We start from the raw sequence: 17,048 nt of genomic DNA, 5'->3' as shown, positions 1-17,048 counted from the left end.
ACCTCCGGCGCACCCTCGGCGGCGTAACGGGAGGCGAGGTCGCGCAGCGCGGCCTGTTGACGGGCGGACAGGCCGGTTTCGTGGACGGCCAAGGCGATTCGATCCAGCGTCGGCTCGACCCGGAGCTGCCAGCGGGCGGTTGGGACCAGCGGCTGAGGTCCGCCCCCCGAGCCCGGCGCGCCGCAGGCCGCCAGCATCACCGCCGCGAGAGCCAGGCCTGTGAGGGTTGTCTGTCTCAGCATGGGCGGGCCCTATTCGATGACGTAGCCGACCGGACCCTGCCAGGCGCCCTGCGGGGCGGGCTGATCGGGCCGGTAGGCGCGGTTGAGGCGGCCGAAGAAGATCGTCTCGGCGTCAGAGGCGATCTGCAGGCCGTCGACGGGCGTTTGCAGACGCGACGGGTCCGTCGGGTTGACGAGGTAGGGGGTGACGATGACCACCAGTTCGGTCTCGCCCTGCAGATAGTCCCGCGAGCGGAACAGGGCGCCCAGCACCGGCAGGCCGGTCAGGCCCGGCAGAGAGTCGATGTTCTCGCGTGTCACCGACTGAAGCAGGCCGCCGATCATCAGCGACTGGCCCGACGGGATCTCGACGGTGTTGGACACACGCCGGACGTTCAGGGCCGGCACCACCAGCGTGTTGCCGTTGCCCACGCCCAGCGAGAAGGCGCCGTTGTTGGTCAGGTCCGAAACCTCGACCGACATCCGAAGCGATATGCGGCCGCCCGACAGGACCACGGGGGTGACGTTCAGGCCGACGCCGAAGTCGCGGAAGGTGATGATGGGATTGCCCTGGTCGTCCACGCCCGACAGCACGGGAAACTCGCCGCCGGCCAGGAAGTCGGCTTCCTCGCCCGAGACGGTCGTCACATGCGGCTCGGACAGCACCCGGACGATGCCGACGCGCTCGAAGGCCTGCAGGGTGGCCGACAGGCCGTTACCGCCCAGGCTCGCCGGCGAGTTGAAGGTGAAGGCGCCGCCGCCCATCTGGCCGGAATTGACCGGGAACCCCGGGGTGTTGGCCAGCACCCAGCTCGGGTCGCCGCCCGAATTGATCGAACCGTTCAGCCGGATACCCAGCTGTTCGACGATGTTGCGCTGCATCTCGACGACGCGGACCTGCACCATCACCTGGGACGAGCCGCGTACGCTGATCATGTTCAGCACCTGCTCGGGGCGCTCGACGAACTGCGCGGCGACGCGCTGGGCGCGCTCTGCGTCAGCGTCGCTGTCCACCTCGCCGGTCAGGATCACGGCCCCGTTGACGGCCTCGGCCCGCACGTTGGAGCCGGGCAGGAGCCGCGAGATCGTGTCCTGCAGCGCATTGGTCGAGGCGCCGACGCGGACATTAAGCGTCAGAATCTGGCGGCCGGCCGCGTCGAAGAACAGGGCGTCGGTCGCGCCCGGGGCCAGGCCCATCAGGATGATCCGCCGCGGCGACTGCAGCACGGCGTCGGCCACGGCCGGGTTCGAGACCAGGACGTCGCGCGCGTCGACCGGAAGTTCGATCACCGCCGACTCGCCACGCGGCAGCGACAGGGACTGGGCGCCGGCCGCGCCCACATCGACGCGGACGACCTGCTGGGCCTGCACCCCGGATGCGGGGGCGCCGAGGCCGAGGGCGCCGGCCAGGGCCGCGGCGAGGATCGCCCTGAATCGGATTGGCTGCATCATGCTCATCCCAGGGGCACCACGGTGGCTTCGCCGTTGCGGAACACCCGCACGGAGCGCTCGGTCGGGGAGGCGGCCTGCTGGATCGCGCCGCCGGAGGGTTCGGCCGCGTCCGCATAGGAGCGCAGGACCAGATAGAGGTCTCCCTGGGCCTGGGCGAAGGCGAGGAGTTCGGCGTCGCGGCCGGTGACCTCCAGCGTGGCCGTGGTGGCCGCCACGGTCTGTTCGCCGTCGGCCACCTCGGTGACCTCGCCCATGGCCAGGACCTTGACGTTGCGCAGCACGGTCGCGGTCACATAGCCGCCCTGGCCGTCGACTTCCGCCTCGGCGCGCCGGCTCATGATCACATCCACGCGGTCGCCCGGAAGGATGAAGCCGCCGGCGCCGGTCTCGGCCGAGACGCGCAGAGCCATGGCGCGCATGCCCGGCGACAGCACCACCGCGAGATAGCCGCTCTGGCCGGCGCGGACGAGCTTGCGGGCCACGATCGGCTCGCCCGCCATGATCCGCTCGCGCACCACCGCGCCGACGACCTGGGCGCGGATGCCGCCGCCGGTCAGGCGGTCCGCGGTGCGCTGCACCTCGGCGGTCGCGCCGCCGGAGCCCGACGGCTGGGCGGCGTCGACCGCCGCCTCCCCTTCGCGCTGCTCGGTCGGAATGGCGGAGGCGCCCTCGACGATCCAGGCGGCATTGACTGATTCCTGCGGGAAGGCGCGCCATTCCATGTCGGCGTTTTCGATCCGGTCGCCGATCTCCAGATCACGGGCGGCCACCAGGACCTGCGACGTCGCGATCTCCGGCGCCGGAGAGGCGGCCGCCGCCGGCGCGGCGTCTCCGCCCGAGGTCATGGTGCGCACGACCAGGGCCAGGCCGATGGCCGAAACCGCCGCGACGGCGATGACGATGATTCGAGCTGGCTTCATCCGTTGTCCCCGCGGAGTCCGCATCAGGCGAATCCGACCTTTGGGACCAAGGTGAAGGGCGCGGGTTAACGCTGGCTTACGGCTCAGCCGCCCGCGAACGCCTGCATCAGCGCGCTCTGCGGGAAGGCGATGAGCGCCCCGAGCGCGATCGCCACGCCATAGGGGATATCCCCCTTGGGCTCGAGCAGGCGACCGACCCAGGGCGGTCCCATGTGAGCGTACGGCCGGGCGTAGGCGCGCGCGAAGATCAGGCCGAGGCAGAAGAAGCCGCCGGCCACCCCTGTCCACAGCAGAAACATGCCCGAGCCCTCCACGCCCAGCCAGAGACAGGCCGCGGCCATCAACTTGGCGTCCCCGCCGCCGATCCAGTTCAGCGCAAACATGCCCGCGCCGGCGAACAGGGCGATGAGGGCAACGCCCAGGTGCCAGGCGATCTGCGTCGGCTCCAGGCCTAACGCCAGCGCTGTCGGAAAGAAGGCCCCGATCAGCCCCAGAGACATCCAGTTCGGGATGGTCATGGTGGTCAGGTCGTTCAGCCCCGCGGCGATGACGAGCGCGGGCAGGACGCTGAGCAGAAGAAGCAGGGTCAGCTCCAACTGACGGACTCCGTATGGACAGACGCGCGACCCTAGGCGGGGCGCGTAAAGTTTCCGTCACCGCGAACGGAAAGGGCCCCGGCGTCTCCGCCGGGGCCCTCCCTTGTTCGGTCGGTCGTCGGGCCGTTAGGCGCCGGCGGTGCCGCCCATGCCGGTCACGACCTCGTTGAACTTGGTCTTGATCGTGCTGCCGAGCGCGGTGACCGCGGTAATGATGACGACCGCGATGAGGGAGGCGATCAGGCCGTACTCGATTGCGGTGGCGCCGGACTCTTCGTTCAGGAACTTGGTGACGAACTTGGACATGGGGCTTCTCCTTGGATCCATGCACGTTGCATTCGCCAGGGTTGGGTCGGTCCCCCGCCTTCCCTGATCGCGACCATCTGACCCCATCTGCCTTACCGTCAAGTAAAGAGCCGAGAGTAAATCTCGAATACTTTGTGAATCGATCTTAACCGTCCTGATAATTGGCCAAAGGAAAAGGCCCCGGCGTTTCCGCCGGGGCCTTCCCCTGACTAGGCGTTGCTGGCGGCCGTTAGGCGCCGGCGGTGCCGCCCATGCCGGTCACGACCGCGTTGAACTTGGTCTTGATGGTCGAGCCGAGGGCGGTGACGGCCGTGATGATGACCACGGCGATGAGGGCGGCGATCAGGCCATACTCGATGGCGGTGGCGCCGGACTCGTCGTTCAGGAACTTGGTGACGAACTTGGACATGGATCTTCTCCTTGGATTGATGAGCAACCGTTTTGAACACCTGGCCAGGGTTTCGGCCGGTCGCCCGCCTTCCCTGATCACACGAGGAGGATGCGCCCACCTTCCTTAAGTCCAAGTAAAACGAAGATGGTGACTACCGGTTTTTCTATGGTGAACGAATATTTACTGTAAACCTCCCTTAACCGTGCGCTGGCTGCGCCTGCTCAATCGCTTGGACGGCAAGGGTTTGAGGGGCCGTTGAAGGTTTGTTGAGGAAATCGTCCGACCCTGCGCTCACGCGCCTGTGCGCGAGATTCACACGGAGTCGGCCCCATGCGCCGCATGATCGTCGCCCTTTCGCTGCTCGGCCTCGCCGCCGCCTCGCCGGCGCTGGCCCAGAGCCGCCCGCTCAGCGTCGAGATCGACCACACCGCCCGTCTCAACCTGCGCGGCGCGGCGTCCTCTGTCGTCGTCGGCAATCCGCAGATCGCCGACGTCACCGTCGTCGACGAGCACACCCTGTTCATCAGCGGCCGCGGCTTCGGCGTGACCGAGATCGTGGTCCTCGATGGCCTGGGCCGCACCATCTACGAGAGCGAGGTGGTGGTCAGCGCCCCCTCCTCCGGTCAGGTCCGCGTCTGGCGCGGCTCGAGCGTGACCGACATGGCCTGTTCGACCACCTGCGCGCCGAGCGTGCGCGGCGGCGGCTCGGCCGGCGCGGCCACGCCTCCCGCCACGACCCCCTGAGGTCCGCGACGTGGGGGCGTTCGCGCGACAGTTGATGGGGTTCGTCCGCCGCTTCCGCTCCGAGCGGGGCGGCGCGACGGCGCTCGAGTTCGCCATGGTCGCCCTGCCCTTCTTCTTCATGATGTTCGCCATCCTCGAGCTGGGTCGGGTCTTTGTCCTGGCCTCGACGCTCGAGAACGCCGCTATGGACGCGGGCCGACTGATCCGCACCGGCCAGATCCAGACCACCGGCGGCACGGCGGCGACCTTCAAGACCGCGATCTGTCAGCGCATGGGCATCTTCGGCGGCGACTGCCAGTCGCGGCTTTCCATCGACGTCCGCGTCCTGCCGCAGTTCAACAACCCCAGCGCGCCGGATCCGATGGCGGGCGGAACCTTCTCCGAGGGCCAGCTGACCTTCCAGCCCGGCGACGCCGAGGACATCATCCTGGTGCGCAGCTGGTGGCGGCAGCCGCTGTTCACCCCCTTCATGGCCGCGGGCCTGTCCCGACTGAACGACGGCAATGTGGTGCTGTCGTCAGCCACGGCCTTTCGCAACGAGCCCTATCAGTGAGACGGCCCTGGCTCACACTCCTGCGCGACCGCCGCGGCGTCTCGGCCGTCGAGTTCGCCATGCTCGCGCCGGTGATGGTCGCCTTCTATTTCGGCCTGTCCGAGCTGTGCCAGGGGTACATGGCGCAGAAGCGGGTGGGGCACGTCGCCTCCATCATCGCCGACCTGATCTCGCAGGATGAGGCTGTCTCGTCGGGCGAGATCGCCGACATCTTCACGGTCGGGGCGACCGTGCTGAAACCCTTTTCGTCGACGACCCTGGCCCAGCGTGTCAGCAGCGTGACCGTGGATTCCTCGGGGGTCGCCCGGGTGGACTGGAGCCGCGGCTCCGGCATGACGGCCCGCGCGGCCGCCTCGACCGTCACCCTGCCCTCCGGCCTGGTCGGCAACGGCGAGAGCGTGATCATGAGCGAGGTCACCTACGACTATGACTCGCCGGTCGATTACATGATGCCCGGCCTGACCCGCTTCTCCCAGACCCACTACCTCCGCCCCCGCCGCGTCGATCGCATCACGTTCGAGTAGCCTCAGGGCTTCACTATTCTCGCATTCGCCTTTTCGACCTTTCGGTCAGGCTTGTCCGCCTTTTCCGCATTGCCGGCGGACGGCGGAATCTAGCCCTCGAGGTCCAGCGAATAGCCGGCGGAGCGGACGGTGCGGATGGGGTCGACGTCCGAGTGCTGCATCAGGGATTTGCGTAGGCGACCAACGTGGACGTCGACGGTGCGCGCCTCGACGTAGACGTCCGAGCCCCAGACGGCGTCGAGCAGCTGCTCGCGGCTGAACACCCGGCCGGGGTGCTGCATCAGATAGTCGAGCAGGCGGAACTCGGTCGGGCCGAGGTGCACCTCCTTGCCCCCGCGTTTGACCCGATGGGAGACCCGGTCCACGACGATGTCGCCGTGCGTCAGCCTATCATCGGCCAAGCCCGGGCGGATGCGGCGCAGCACGGCGCGGATGCGCGCCGCCAGCTCGGGGATGGAGAACGGCTTGGTCAGATAGTCGTCGGCGCCGGTGTCCAGGCCGCGGACCCGGTCGCTTTCCTCGCCGCGCGCGGTCAGCATGATCAGAGGGATGTTGCGCGTCTCCGGCCGGCTCCGCAGCCGGCGGCAGACCTCGATGCCCGAGACCTTGGGCAGCATCCAGTCGAGTATGACCAGATCCGGCAGGCGCTCGTCGATCTGGACGAGCCCCTCTTCGCCGTCGCCGGCGACGGCGACGTCGTAGCCTTCCTTTTCAAGGTTGTACTGGACAAGGGTCGCCAGGGCGTCGTCGTCCTCTACGACCAGGATCCGGGGGGTGCTCATTCGCCCTCTCCTGTCTCAGCCCCGCTGATCGCGTGCGGCTCGGACTGTTTGGGCCGCTCCGCGCCGAGTTCCTCGCCGGTGATCTCGTAGTGGACCATTTCGGCGATATTGGTGGCGTGGTCGCCGATCCGCTCCAGGTTCTTGGCCATGAAGAGCAGGTGGGCGCAGGAGGTGATCGTGCGCGGATCCGCCATCATGTAGGTGAGGAGTTCGCGGAAAAGGGCGTTGTAGTGCTCGTCGACGTCGTCGTCGTGCGACCAGACATTGAGCGCCCCCTCGACCTGAAGGCTGGCGTAGGCGTCCAGCACGGCCTTCATCCTCAAGGTCACCAGCCGTCCCATCCGCTCGATCGACTTGGTCAGGGGCGCGATCGGCTCGGCCTCGATGAGCGCCAGGCCGCGCTTGGCGACGTTCTTGGCCAGGTCGCCCACGCGCTCCAGGTCGTTGGCGATCTTCATGGCCGCGACGGTGCGGCGCAGGTCCGAGGCGACGGGCTGGCGGAGCGCGATGACCCGGATGGCCTTGCGCTCGATATCGCGCAGCATCTCGTCGAGGCGCGCGTCGCGGGTGATGACCGACTGGGCGAGTTCGATGTCTCGCCGCGCCATGGACTCGACGGCGTCGGCGATCTGGGCCTCCGCCAGACCCCCCATGCGGGTGACCTCGGCGGTGAGCTGGTTGAGCTCGTCCTCGTAGGCCTTGACGGTGTGCTGGTTCATCCGAAGCGTCCGGTGATGTAGTCGAGCGTGCGCGGGTCGCGCGGATTGGTGAAGAGTTCGTCGGTCGGGCCGGTCTCGACGATCCGGCCCAGGTGGAAGAAGGCGGTGTGTTGCGAGACCCGGGCCGCCTGGGCCATCGAGTGGGTCACGATGACGATGCAGTACTGCTCGCGCAGTTCGTCGATCAGCTCTTCAATGCGGGCCGTGGCGATGGGATCGAGCGCCGAGCAGGGCTCATCCATCAGAATGACCTCGGGATCGACGGCGATGGCGCGCGCGATGACCAGGCGCTGCTGCTGACCGCCCGAGAGGCTGGTGCCGGGTTGCTCCAGCCGATCGGAGACTTCGGCCCAGAGGCCCGCGCGGCGCAGGGCGCGTTCGACGACCTCCCGCAGCTCCTCCTTCGACCGGGTCAGGCCATGGATGCGGGGGCCATAGGCCACGTTCTCGAAGATGGACTTGGGGAAGGGGTTCGGGCGCTGGAACACCATGCCGACCCGCGCGCGCAGCGCGACGGGGTCCAGCTTGGGATCATTGATGTGCTCACCATCCATGACGATGTCGCCCTCGACGCGGGCGCCCTGGATGGTGTCGTTCATGCGGTTGAGGCATCGCAGGAAGGTCGACTTGCCGCAGCCGGACGGACCGATCAGCGCCGTCACGGCGTTGTCGGCGATGTCCAGCGAGACGTCGAACAGGGCCTGCTTGGGGCCGTAGAAGACGTTCAGGTCGCTGACGCGCACCTTCGGTTCGGCGGCTTCCGAGCGCCGCGCGGGTGCGGTCACCGACGGGCGGATGTCGATCGGGGCGCTGTCCATGGAGGTCACCATCTGCGTTCGAGCCGGCTGCGCAGCACGATGGCCACGGCGTTCATCACGATCATGAAGAGGAGGAGCACGATGATCGCCGCGGCGGTGCGTTCGTGGAACGCGTACTCCGAAGCGTTCTCCCAGATGAAGATCTGGGTCGGCAGGGCGCTGGACGCCGACATGATCCCCTCGGGCACGCCGGGCACGAAGGAGACCATGCCGATCATCAGGAGCGGCGCGGTTTCTCCCAGCGCATGGGCCAGGGAGATGATGGCGCCGGTCATAACGCCCGGCAGCGCCAGGGGCAGGACGTGCGAGAAGACGGTCTGTGTGCGGGACGCGCCAAGCGCCAGGGCAGCGTCGCGAATCGAGGGCGGCACGGCCTTCAACGAGGCGCGGGTGGCGATGATCACGGTCGGCAGGGCCATCAGCGCCAGCACAATGCCCCCGACAAGCGGCGAAGACCGGGGCAGGCCCATCCAGCCGATAAAGACGGCGAGGCCGAGCAGGCCGTAGACGATCGAAGGCACCGCCGCGAGGTTGTTGATGTTCACCTCGATGATCTCGGTCCAGCGGTTCTTCGGCGCGAATTCCTCGAGCCAGACCGCCGCGCCGACGCCGAGAGGGATGGCCAGGACGGCGGTCACCAGCAGCATGAGCGCCGACCCGACGACGGCGCCGAGCAGGCCGGCCGTTTCCGGCTGGGTGGAGTCGGAGCGGGTGAAGAAGCCGGAGTTGAACTGCGCCTCGATCAGGCCCTCTTCGCGCATGCTCTCGAGCCAGTCGAGCTGACGGTCGGACAGGGTGCGCTCGTCCTCGGCCGTGGCGCGCTCGATCTCGCCCTTGAGATAGAGGTCGGCGTCGTCGCTCACCGGCGCGTCGATGGAGATGGTCTGACCGACCAGCGACGGATCATCCCGGAGCCGCGCCGACAGCTGGAAGCCCATGTCCGGCGAGAGCAGACCCCGGACCTGATCGACGTCCTCCGGATCGGAGCCCGCCCCGAGCCGCTCGGCCAGCTGCTCGGCGATCATCCGGTCGAAGTTGGCCCCGGCCGGATAGGCGGGATCGACACGGGCCGGGTCGACCAGCACCGGAAGGCTGACCGAGTGGGTCCAGAAGGCCGTGTGCCCCTGCTGGATCACCCTGCCGAGCAGGATGGCCAGAAACCCGATGGCGATCGCGATGGCGAGCACCCCGTAGAGACGGAATCGCCGCTCCGCCGCGTGGCGGCGCTTGAGCCGGGCCTCGACCGCGGCGCGAATGTCGGCGCGGTTAGTCATACTGTTCCCGATAGGCCTGAACGATCCGAAGCGCGATGACGTTCAGGATCAGGGTGACGGCGAAGAGCGTCAGGCCGAGACCGAAGGCCGACAGGGTCTTGGGGCTGTCGAACTCCTGGTCGCCGGTCAGGAGGGTGACGATCTGGACGGTCACCGTCGTGACGCTTTCCAGAGGATTGAGGGTCATGCGCGCCTGCAGGCCGGCGGCCATGGTGACGATCATCGTCTCGCCGATCGCCCGGCTGACCGCCAGCAGGAAGGCCCCGGCCACGCCCGGGAGCGCGGCGGGCAGCACCACCTTCCTGATCGTCTCGGACCGCGTCGCGCCCATGGCGTAGCTGCCGTCGCGCAGCGACTGGGGCACGGCGTTGATGATGTCGTCGGACAGTGACGAGACAAACGGGATGAGCATCACGCCCATCACCACCCCGGCGACGAGCGCCATCTGGTTCTGGACGCCCAGCAGATAGAGGCCGAGGTCATTGAACGGGCCGCCCACGAGCTGGCCGCCGATCCCGTTGAAAAAGCTCCGGAAGGCGGGACCGACGGTCAGGGCCGCGAAGAAGCCGTAGACTACCGTCGGCACCCCGGCCAGCACCTCGAGCACCGGCTTGATCCAGGCGCGCTGGAAGCGGCTGGCGTATTCGGACAGGTAGATCGCCGACATCAGGCCGATGGGCGCGGCCACGATCATGGCGATGACCATGATCAGGAAGGTACCGACGAAGAGCGGCAGGGCGCCGAAGCCTCCGGTCGAGCCGACCTGATCCGAGCGGATGGCGATCTGCGGGCTCCAGTGGGTCCCGGTCAGGAATTCCAGCGGCGACACGGTCTGAAAGAACCGCAGCGATTCCCAGACCAACGACAGCACAATGCCGCCCGTGGTCAGGACCGCGACCGCCGAACAGAGGATCAGGAGACCCGAAACCCAGCCTTCGACAGCGTTGCGCGCGCGGAATTCGCGACGCTGACGCAGGAAGGCGAACCCCGCGCCCAGCACCGCCGCCGCGAGCGCGGCCACGACGCCTCCGAGCCGGAGCATGCCCTCCAGATCCCGAATCCGCGCGGCGTGGGCCTGGAGATCGGCGGCGGCGGCGGGCGGATAGGTCACCGCCGAGGGCTGGCCGCCATGGGAGATCACGGTCGCGTCGATCTGGAACTGGGAGCGAAGCGGCTCCTGCAACAGTTGCGCGCCTTCAGGCAGGTCGTTCCACGTCACCGCCGTGGCGATGCGCGGTCCGCCAAGCGACAGCACCGCCAGCAGGATCAGGGCCGGGATCGCCGCCCAGATTGCGGCCAGGGTGGCGTGCTGCCGAGGCCGCGAATGAGGTCGTGGCCCATCGGCCGCCATGGCCGCGGCGCGCTTGCGCGCCAGGGCGTAGACGCCGATCGAGAAGGCGAACAGGGCCAGGAGAACGGCAGGAATCATAAAGGTCGGAAGGCCCGAACGAGCGTGCGCCGGCAGGACTGGCGCGCAGGCGCTAACTGCCCGCGCGACGTTCCGGGATCATTACAGTTCCGTGACGGTTTTGTTGCGACGTCCCGCCGAGGCGCGCGGCGGGCTCATCGGCAGGTAGACGATAAAGGTCGAACCCTCGCCCTCGGCGCTCTCCACGATCAACCCCCCACGGTGGCGGTTGACGATGTGTTTGACGATCGACAGGCCAAGCCCCGTGCCCGCCTCGCCGCCGCTTTTCTGGCCCTCGACCCGGAAGAAGCGCTCCGTCAGGCGGGGCAGGTGCTGGCGCGCGAGGCCCCGGCCGGCGTCGGTCACCGTCACCCGGACGTAGCGAGCCGCCTCGTCACGATCCGGAGTGAGCAGCGCCAAGCGCGGCGCGCCGGGCCGCTGCGCCGCCTGGGCCGACCGCAGGTCGAGATCGGTTTCGACGTTCAGCCGAACGACCGCCCCGTCCGGAGAATAGCGGACCGCATTCTCCGTCAGGTTCTGGACCACCTGGAATATCTGGTCTCGCTCACCCGCCACAACGGCGGTCCCGGCCGCGGGGGCCGAAACCTCCACCCGGGATCCGCGCGCCTGGATGACCGGGGCCAGGGCGTCGACGACATCGGTGGCGGTCAGGGCCACGTCGACCCGTCCGGACGGCGGCACGTGCTCGTTCAGCTCGATCCGGCTGAGGGACAGCAGGTCGGCGATCAGCCGGCTCATTCGCGCTGTCTGGGCGGTCATGATGTCCAGGAAGCGGTCACGGGCGCGATCATCGTCCCGCGCATGACCCTTCAAGGTTTCGATGAAGCCGGCCAGGGAGGCCAGGGGCGTCTTCAGCTCGTGGCTGGCGTTGGCGAGGAAGTCGGCGCGCATCCGCTCCATGCGCGCCGCCTCGGTGTCGTCCCGGAGCCGCACGAGGACCTGGGGGGCGTCCTCCTTCCCGGGCGGCAGCGGCGTGGCCGACAGCCGCCACACGCGCTCCTGGGCCCCCCCAGCCGAAAAGCCGATGTCTCGCGTCAGGCCTCCGAACAGGGCTTCGTCGATGGCCTCCAGCGCCTCGGGATCGCGCAGGACCGAGACGAGGACGGCGCGCTCCCCGAAGATGCGCAACTGGGAACGGGCCTGTTCGTTGGCGAAGCGGATGCGCTGGGCCGAGACGTCCTCGGGGTCCCCGCCCTCCACGATCAATACCGGATCCGGGAGGCGCTCCAGGGCCGCACGCCACAGAGCCTCAGCCTGGCCGGCCTGCGGATCTGGCGTGACGGGCGCGGGGCCCGCGGGTCGCCGCGACCGCCAGCCTGCCCAGGCGCCCGAGGCCCCCGCAACCGCCGCCCCCAGCCATAGCCAGGCGGCCTCGGACGTCAGCCCGGCGAGCAGCAGCCCTATCGCCGCCAGCCCAAGGGCGATCGGCCAGGCCTGACTTGCGGCCCAGTTCACCGAGGGCGTCGGGGGGGAAGGCATGAATTCGGGTCTCCGCTGCCGACGATAGGGCCTGGCTTGCGGGAACGCGAGTATGGGAGACATACGGTTTGTTCATGCGCTCCGGCTAGGCTGGCCGCCTCAATCCGGGGCGTCTCTTGCTGGAATCCACGTCAATCCTGGCTCTTGTCGGGTCCTGGCTGCCGACCGCGCTCGCGGGCGTCGGCGGGGCCGCGGCCGGAGGGCTGGCGGCCAGCCTGATTCACCGCCGGCGCGGCGACGCCAGCGTCCTGGCCGATCCCGGCGAGCAGCTGGCCCTGCACCGCCTCCAGGAAGCGCTGGAGGCCATGACCGACGGGCTGGCCTACTACGACGACGAGGACCGGCTGGTGGTCTGGAACGCCCAGTACCAGCGGACCGTGCCCGAAATCGCCGACCGGCTGGTCCGGGGGATTTCCTTCGAGGAAATCCTGCGCATCGGGCTGGAACGCGGCGACTATCCGGAGGCCGTCGGACGCGAGGAAGACTGGCTGGCCGAGCGCATGGCCGCGCGCCGCGCCTGCGGAGACCCCGTTGAGCAGCAGATGGTCGATGGCCGCTGGCTGCGCATTCAGGACCGGCGCGGCCGGTTCGGCGGCACCGTCTCGACCATCGTCGACGTCAGCGACCTGAAGGGCGCGGCGCGCGACCTGGCCCGCGCCCGCGATTCCGCCGAGAGCGCCAACCGGGCCAAGAGCGAATTCCTGGCCAATATGAGCCACGAGATCCGCACGCCGTTGAACGGCATTCTCGGGGTCGCCGAGGTGCTGGCCAAGACGGAGCTCGACGAGGACCAGCGCGAGATGCTGGATCTGATCTCGGCCTCGGGCGAGACGCTGCAACAGCTCCTCTCCGACATTCTGGATCTGGCGAGGGTCGAATCCGGGCGCCTGACCCTCTCGGAGACGCCGTTCGACATCGGCAAGGCGGTGCGCGAGGCGGCCCAGCTCTACGGCGCGCCCGCAAGGGCCAAGGGACTGCAGTTCTTCGTGGACATCGCCCCGGAGGCCCAGACCTGGGTGACGGGAGACGTTGTCCGCTTCAAGCAGATCCTGACCAATCTGGTTTCCAACGCGGTCAAGTTCACCCAGTCGGGCTTCGTGAGGCTGACCGCCGAGCGGGCCGCCGACCGCGACGGGCGCAGCGTTTTTCGCTTCACGGTCGAAGACACCGGCGTCGGCTTCGACGCGGCCCATCGCGACCGGTTGTTCGCGCGGTTCGAGCAGGCCGACGGTTCGATCACGCGCCGGTTCGGCGGCTCGGGGCTGGGCCTGGCCATCTGCCGCCAGCTCGCCGACATGATGGGCGGCGACCTGGACTGCGAAAGCGAGGTCGGCGGCGGCTCGGCCTTCATCGTGACCCTGCCTCTGGCCCTCACCGAAGCGCCGGAACCGGTCGTGGCCGCGCCGGTCCAAGAGGAAGAGGACCAGCGGCCGATCCGGGTGCTTCTGGCCGACGACCATCCGACCAACCGCAAGGTTATCGAGCTGATCCTGTCGCAGGCCGGAGTGGCCCTCACCATGGCCGAGAACGGGGCCCAGGCGGTGGACGCCTTCGACACCATGGCCTTCGACCTTGTCCTGATGGACATGCAGATGCCGGTGATGGACGGGCTGTCGGCGACGCGGGCGATCCGCGACCTGGATGGCGGGTCCGGCAAGGCTCGCACGCCCGTGTTCTTGCTGACGGCAACCGCCCTGCCCGAACATGTGGAAGCCGCGGGCGCGGCGGGCGCGGACCGCCACCTGGCCAAGCCGATCAGCGCCCAGGCGCTGCTGGATGCCGTCCGGGAAATGGCAAGTGCTCCGGCTGCGCCGGCGTTGGGAGCGGTTCGCGCGGCCTAGCCGGCCTGAGGCGGACCTTCGGGCGCCTCGGACTCGCCGCCTGGCCCGTTGCCCTCGGGCAGGCCGATGTGGCTCAGCTTCCAGCCGAACAGCCCTTCGCGCCGGAAGGTGAAGACGGTCTCGGAGCCGCCGTCGTCGCGGACGCCGAAGCGAGCGCGATCGGGACTCCAGTGCAGGACACGCGGCCAGGGCTGGCCGTAGGGGTCGGCCGCCGGCGGCGGCGAACCGGGCCGCGACCGCTCGGAAGCATAGCGGCCTTCTCCGAAAGTCAGGGCGGCCAGGGCCTGCGGCGTCAGATAGGCGTCGATGTCAGGCGCAGGAGCGGAGTCGCCCAACCGACGGCGGATGGCGCCGATGGGATCCTCGATGAAGGAGGGCGCCGGCGCATCGGCCTGGGGATCGTCGGTCAGCTGCGGCCGCAGGGACGACCGCACGGCGCCGTAATCGACCAGCTCAGCCAATCCGGGCACGTCGCCGGTGATGGCTGCGGATCTCAGCGAGAAGAAGGCCCAGCCGGGGGCGAGCACGAACGCCAGCAACCCGCCGACCACCGCCAACCCGATCAGATTGGCCAGAAATCTCCCGAAGGATCCGCCGCCGTCTCGCCGGCGGCGCGAGCGCGGACCGTCCCAGGCATAGCTGCGCGCCATCAGGGGCGCTTCGGGCTCGTGACCGGGCCGGACCAGCCTGGCGACGGTACGACCGTCGCGAGTGAGATCGATCTCGTCGGCCGAACCGGCCTCGATCTCCTCGAGGGCCGGGCCAATGTCCGAGGCGCTGCGTTCGATACGTCTGCTCATCGAACGCAGTTAAGCCCCAAGTTTGCGGCGCACGGAAGGCCGGTCGCCGCTGACGCGAGTCGCCGGGATCAGGCGGCCTTGGCCATGGCCGCGTTCAGGTTCTCGGCGACCTTGTCGATGAAGCCCTCGGTGGTCAGCCATCCCTGCTGGTCGCCGACGAGCAGCGCCAGGTCCTTGGTCATGTAGCCGGCCTCGACCGTCTCCACGACGACGCGCTCCATTGTCTCGGCGAAGTCGATCAGGGCCTGGTTGCCGTCCAGCTTGCCGCGGTGCTTGAAGCCACGGGTCCAGGCGTAGATCGAGGCGATCGAGTTGGTCGAGGTCGCCTCGCCCTTCTGGTGCTGGCGGTAGTGGCGCGTCACGGTGCCGTGGGCGGCCTCGGATTCCAGGACCTTGCCGTCCGGGGTCATCAGGACCGAGGTCATCAGGCCCAGCGAGCCGAAGCCCTGGGCCACCACGTCGGACTGCACGTCGCCATCGTAGTTCTTGCAGGCCCAAACGAAGCCGCCCGACCACTTGATGGCCGCGGCCACCATGTCGTCGATCAGGCGGTGCTCGTAGGTCAGACCGCGCTTGTCGAACTCGGCCTTGAACTCCTCGTCGAAAACCTTCTGGAACAGGTCCTTGAAGCGGCCGTCATAGGCCTTGAGGATGGTGTTCTTGGTCGACAGATAGACCGGATAGTTGCGGTTCAGGCCGTAGGCGAAGCTGGCCCGGGCGAACTCGATGATCGAGTCGTCCAGGTTGTACATGCCCATGGCCACGCCGGCGCCCGGGGACTTGTAGACCTCGTGCTCGATGACCTGGCCGTCGTCGCCGACGAACTTGATCGAGAGCGTGCCGGCGCCCGGCATCAGGAAGTCGGTGGCCTTGTACTGGTCGCCGAAGGCGTGGCGGCCGACGACAATCGGCTGGGTCCAGCCGGGCACCAGGCGCGGCACGTTCGAGCAGATGATCGGTTCGCGGAAGACGACGCCGCCCAGGATGTTGCGGATGGTGCCGTTCGGCGACTTCCACATCTTCTTGAGGTTGAACTCCTTCACCCGGGCCTCGTCCGGGGTGATGGTGGCGCACTTCACGCCCACGCCGTGGCGCTTGATCGCCTCGGCCGCGTCGATCGTCACCTGATCGTCGGTGGCGTCGCGGTTCTCCATGCCGAGGTCGTAGTAGTCGAGCTCCAGGTCCAGATAGGGGAAGACCAGCTTGTCCTTGATCATCTGCCAGATGATCCGGGTCATCTCGTCGCCGTCGATGTCCACGATGGGGTTGGCGACCTTGATCTTGGCCATGAAGCGCTCTTTCGTCGTCGGATTGGGAAGGTGGCGGGCGGTATAGCGAGGCCGCGCTCCGGGCGCAAAGGCCCCTCTAAGGGGGAACGCTCGGTTCGCTACGGCTTTGAGTCCTTGAACTCGGGAGCCGCCCATGACCGACAAGACCTTCAAGTCCGGCGACAAGGTGAAGTGGGACCACAGCCAGGGAACGACCGAGGGCAAGGTGGTGCGAAAGCTCACCTCGCCGACGAAGATCAAAGGCCACAAGGTGGCCGCCTCCAAGGACAATCCCGAGTACATGGTCGAGAGCGGAAAGACGGGCGCCCGCGCGGCCCACAAGCCTGACGAACTTCGCAAGGCCTGAGGCCCGCGTTGCGCCGGACGGTCGGCGCTGTTACCCCAGGGTGTTCCCGTCCGGAGCGAACAGATGGCGCCGTCCAAAAAGTCCCGACCCTCCTCGATCGACGCCTTCAAGCGGGTGTCGCCGGGCGAACTGTTCTGGAATTTCATCACCTTCGACCGGCTGATGACCGGTCCGGTGATCCACCTCATCTACTGGGCCGGCCTGGCCCTGCTGGTGCTCGGCGGCTTCTCCATCGTCGGCGGCGCGGTCGGCGTGGCCCTGCGCGAGCCGGACATCTGGAAGTGGTTCCTGGCCGTGCCGGTGATGGTGGCGGGCTTTCTGGTGCTGGCCGTGGCCGCGCTGCTGTGGCGCTCGTTCTGCGAGTTCTACGTCGCCATTTTCCGGATCGCCGACGACCTGCGGGTGATGCGCGCCTATGTTGAACAGGATCACCAGCGGCCCGCGACACCGCCGCCACCGGCGGCGCCGGACGAGCGGCCCGGGCCCGACGACGACCTTCTCAGCAAAATCTAGGCGTCAGCGCGCGTCCGGCGGATCGATCGGAAGCGGCGCGTCCGGGTCTTC

General features: G+C 68.5%; 20 protein-coding genes. 6 read left to right on the top strand and 14 right to left on the bottom strand.

From position 1 onward, the window contains the following. The 6 genes from Q0M60_RS05250 to Q0M60_RS05225 form a co-directional block, all read right to left on the bottom strand. Positions 1–242: CpaD family pilus assembly lipoprotein (locus Q0M60_RS05250; protein ID WP_296816857.1), on the bottom strand; the 242-nt coding region annotated here is incomplete at its 3' end. 9 nt (positions 243–251) lie between these two features. Then, positions 252–1,670, bottom strand: a complete 1,419-nt coding sequence (locus Q0M60_RS05245; RefSeq protein WP_296816854.1) for a type II and III secretion system protein family protein — start codon at positions 1,668–1,670, stop codon at positions 252–254. Between the two features lie 5 nt (positions 1,671–1,675). After that, positions 1,676–2,593 carry a Flp pilus assembly protein CpaB gene (gene cpaB, locus Q0M60_RS05240; RefSeq protein WP_296816852.1) on the bottom strand — a complete coding sequence of 306 codons (918 nt, stop codon included), beginning with the start codon at positions 2,591–2,593 and terminating at the stop codon, positions 1,676–1,678. Between the two features lie 83 nt (positions 2,594–2,676). Beyond that, on the bottom strand, positions 2,677–3,189 hold the full coding sequence (locus tag Q0M60_RS05235) for a prepilin peptidase (protein WP_296816850.1): 513 nt from the start codon (positions 3,187–3,189) through the stop codon (positions 2,677–2,679). Between the two features lie 126 nt (positions 3,190–3,315). Beyond that, complete coding sequence (locus Q0M60_RS05230) at positions 3,316–3,495, bottom strand: Flp family type IVb pilin (RefSeq protein WP_296816848.1); 180 nt, start codon at positions 3,493–3,495, stop codon at positions 3,316–3,318. A 229-nt stretch (positions 3,496–3,724) separates the two neighbouring features. After that, positions 3,725–3,904 (bottom strand): Flp family type IVb pilin, encoded by a 180-nt coding sequence (locus Q0M60_RS05225; RefSeq protein WP_296816846.1) that lies wholly within the window; start codon positions 3,902–3,904, stop codon positions 3,725–3,727. Positions 3,905–4,216: 312 nt separating this feature from the next. On the opposite strand from Q0M60_RS05225, the gene Q0M60_RS05220 reads away from it, so the two are divergent. From Q0M60_RS05220 to Q0M60_RS05210, 3 genes are read left to right on the top strand one after another with little or no spacing between them, the layout of a single operon-like run. Beyond that, positions 4,217–4,630: a pilus assembly protein N-terminal domain-containing protein gene (locus Q0M60_RS05220; RefSeq protein WP_296816844.1), complete on the top strand. Its 414-nt coding sequence runs from the start codon at positions 4,217–4,219 to the stop codon at positions 4,628–4,630. Positions 4,631–4,664: 34 nt separating this feature from the next. Then, positions 4,665–5,183, top strand: coding sequence for a TadE/TadG family type IV pilus assembly protein (locus tag Q0M60_RS05215; RefSeq protein ID WP_296816841.1), 519 nt, complete (start codon positions 4,665–4,667; stop codon positions 5,181–5,183). Next, complete coding sequence (locus Q0M60_RS05210) at positions 5,180–5,707, top strand: TadE/TadG family type IV pilus assembly protein (protein WP_296816838.1); 528 nt, start codon at positions 5,180–5,182, stop codon at positions 5,705–5,707. The genes Q0M60_RS05215 and Q0M60_RS05210 overlap by 4 nt, the downstream gene beginning before the upstream one ends. Before the next feature lie 89 nt (positions 5,708–5,796). On the opposite strand, the gene phoB is transcribed toward Q0M60_RS05210, so the two are convergent. From phoB to Q0M60_RS05180, 6 genes are all read right to left on the bottom strand, one after another. Then, positions 5,797–6,489 (bottom strand): phosphate regulon transcriptional regulator PhoB, encoded by a 693-nt coding sequence (phoB, locus tag Q0M60_RS05205; protein WP_296816835.1) that lies wholly within the window; start codon positions 6,487–6,489, stop codon positions 5,797–5,799. Continuing rightward, positions 6,486–7,208 (bottom strand): phosphate signaling complex protein PhoU, encoded by a 723-nt coding sequence (gene phoU / locus Q0M60_RS05200; protein WP_296816833.1) that lies wholly within the window; start codon positions 7,206–7,208, stop codon positions 6,486–6,488. Before phoU ends, phoB begins: the two co-directional genes overlap by 4 nt. Next, the gene (gene pstB / locus Q0M60_RS05195; RefSeq protein WP_296816830.1) at positions 7,205–8,038 is read right to left on the bottom strand and encodes a phosphate ABC transporter ATP-binding protein PstB; all 834 of its coding nucleotides are present in this window, start codon (positions 8,036–8,038) and stop codon (positions 7,205–7,207) included. The genes phoU and pstB overlap by 4 nt, the downstream gene beginning before the upstream one ends. Continuing rightward, positions 8,032–9,300 carry a phosphate ABC transporter permease PstA gene (pstA, locus tag Q0M60_RS05190; RefSeq protein ID WP_296816827.1) on the bottom strand — a complete coding sequence of 423 codons (1,269 nt, stop codon included), beginning with the start codon at positions 9,298–9,300 and terminating at the stop codon, positions 8,032–8,034. Before pstA ends, pstB begins: the two co-directional genes overlap by 7 nt. Continuing rightward, entirely contained in the window at positions 9,293–10,729 is a 1,437-nt protein-coding gene (pstC, locus tag Q0M60_RS05185) for a phosphate ABC transporter permease subunit PstC (RefSeq protein WP_296816823.1), read from the bottom strand. Before pstC ends, pstA begins: the two co-directional genes overlap by 8 nt. 81 nt (positions 10,730–10,810) lie before the next feature. Further along, positions 10,811–12,208 (bottom strand): ATP-binding protein, encoded by a 1,398-nt coding sequence (locus Q0M60_RS05180; RefSeq protein ID WP_296816821.1) that lies wholly within the window; start codon positions 12,206–12,208, stop codon positions 10,811–10,813. Positions 12,209–12,324: 116 nt separating this feature from the next. Between Q0M60_RS05180 and Q0M60_RS05175 the strand changes: the two genes are divergently transcribed. Then, positions 12,325–14,049 (top strand): ATP-binding protein, encoded by a 1,725-nt coding sequence (locus Q0M60_RS05175; protein ID WP_296816819.1) that lies wholly within the window; start codon positions 12,325–12,327, stop codon positions 14,047–14,049. On the opposite strand, the gene Q0M60_RS05170 is transcribed toward Q0M60_RS05175, so the two are convergent. Together Q0M60_RS05170 and Q0M60_RS05165 are read right to left on the bottom strand one after the other, a co-directional pair. Next, positions 14,046–14,849 (bottom strand): DUF2939 domain-containing protein, encoded by an 804-nt coding sequence (locus Q0M60_RS05170; RefSeq protein WP_296816816.1) that lies wholly within the window; start codon positions 14,847–14,849, stop codon positions 14,046–14,048. The two genes, Q0M60_RS05175 and Q0M60_RS05170, sit on opposite strands and share 4 nt — an antisense overlap. Before the next feature lie 68 nt (positions 14,850–14,917). Continuing rightward, the gene (locus tag Q0M60_RS05165; protein WP_296816813.1) at positions 14,918–16,138 is read right to left on the bottom strand and encodes an NADP-dependent isocitrate dehydrogenase; all 1,221 of its coding nucleotides are present in this window, start codon (positions 16,136–16,138) and stop codon (positions 14,918–14,920) included. A 133-nt stretch (positions 16,139–16,271) separates the two neighbouring features. On the opposite strand from Q0M60_RS05165, the gene Q0M60_RS05160 reads away from it, so the two are divergent. Both Q0M60_RS05160 and Q0M60_RS05155 read left to right on the top strand, forming a co-directional pair. Continuing rightward, positions 16,272–16,484 (top strand): DUF2945 domain-containing protein, encoded by a 213-nt coding sequence (locus Q0M60_RS05160; protein ID WP_296816811.1) that lies wholly within the window; start codon positions 16,272–16,274, stop codon positions 16,482–16,484. A gap of 63 nt (positions 16,485–16,547) precedes the next feature. Continuing rightward, positions 16,548–16,997, top strand: coding sequence for a DUF4282 domain-containing protein (locus Q0M60_RS05155; protein WP_296816809.1), 450 nt, complete (start codon positions 16,548–16,550; stop codon positions 16,995–16,997). Positions 16,998–17,048: the final 51 nt, after the last annotated feature.

The sequence above is a fragment of the Brevundimonas sp. genome (assembly GCF_024711105.1).
Lineage (GTDB): Bacteria > Pseudomonadota > Alphaproteobacteria > Caulobacterales > Caulobacteraceae > Brevundimonas.
Note: the sequence above shows the minus strand (reverse complement) of the source record. Positions and strands in the feature narration are given on the sequence as shown.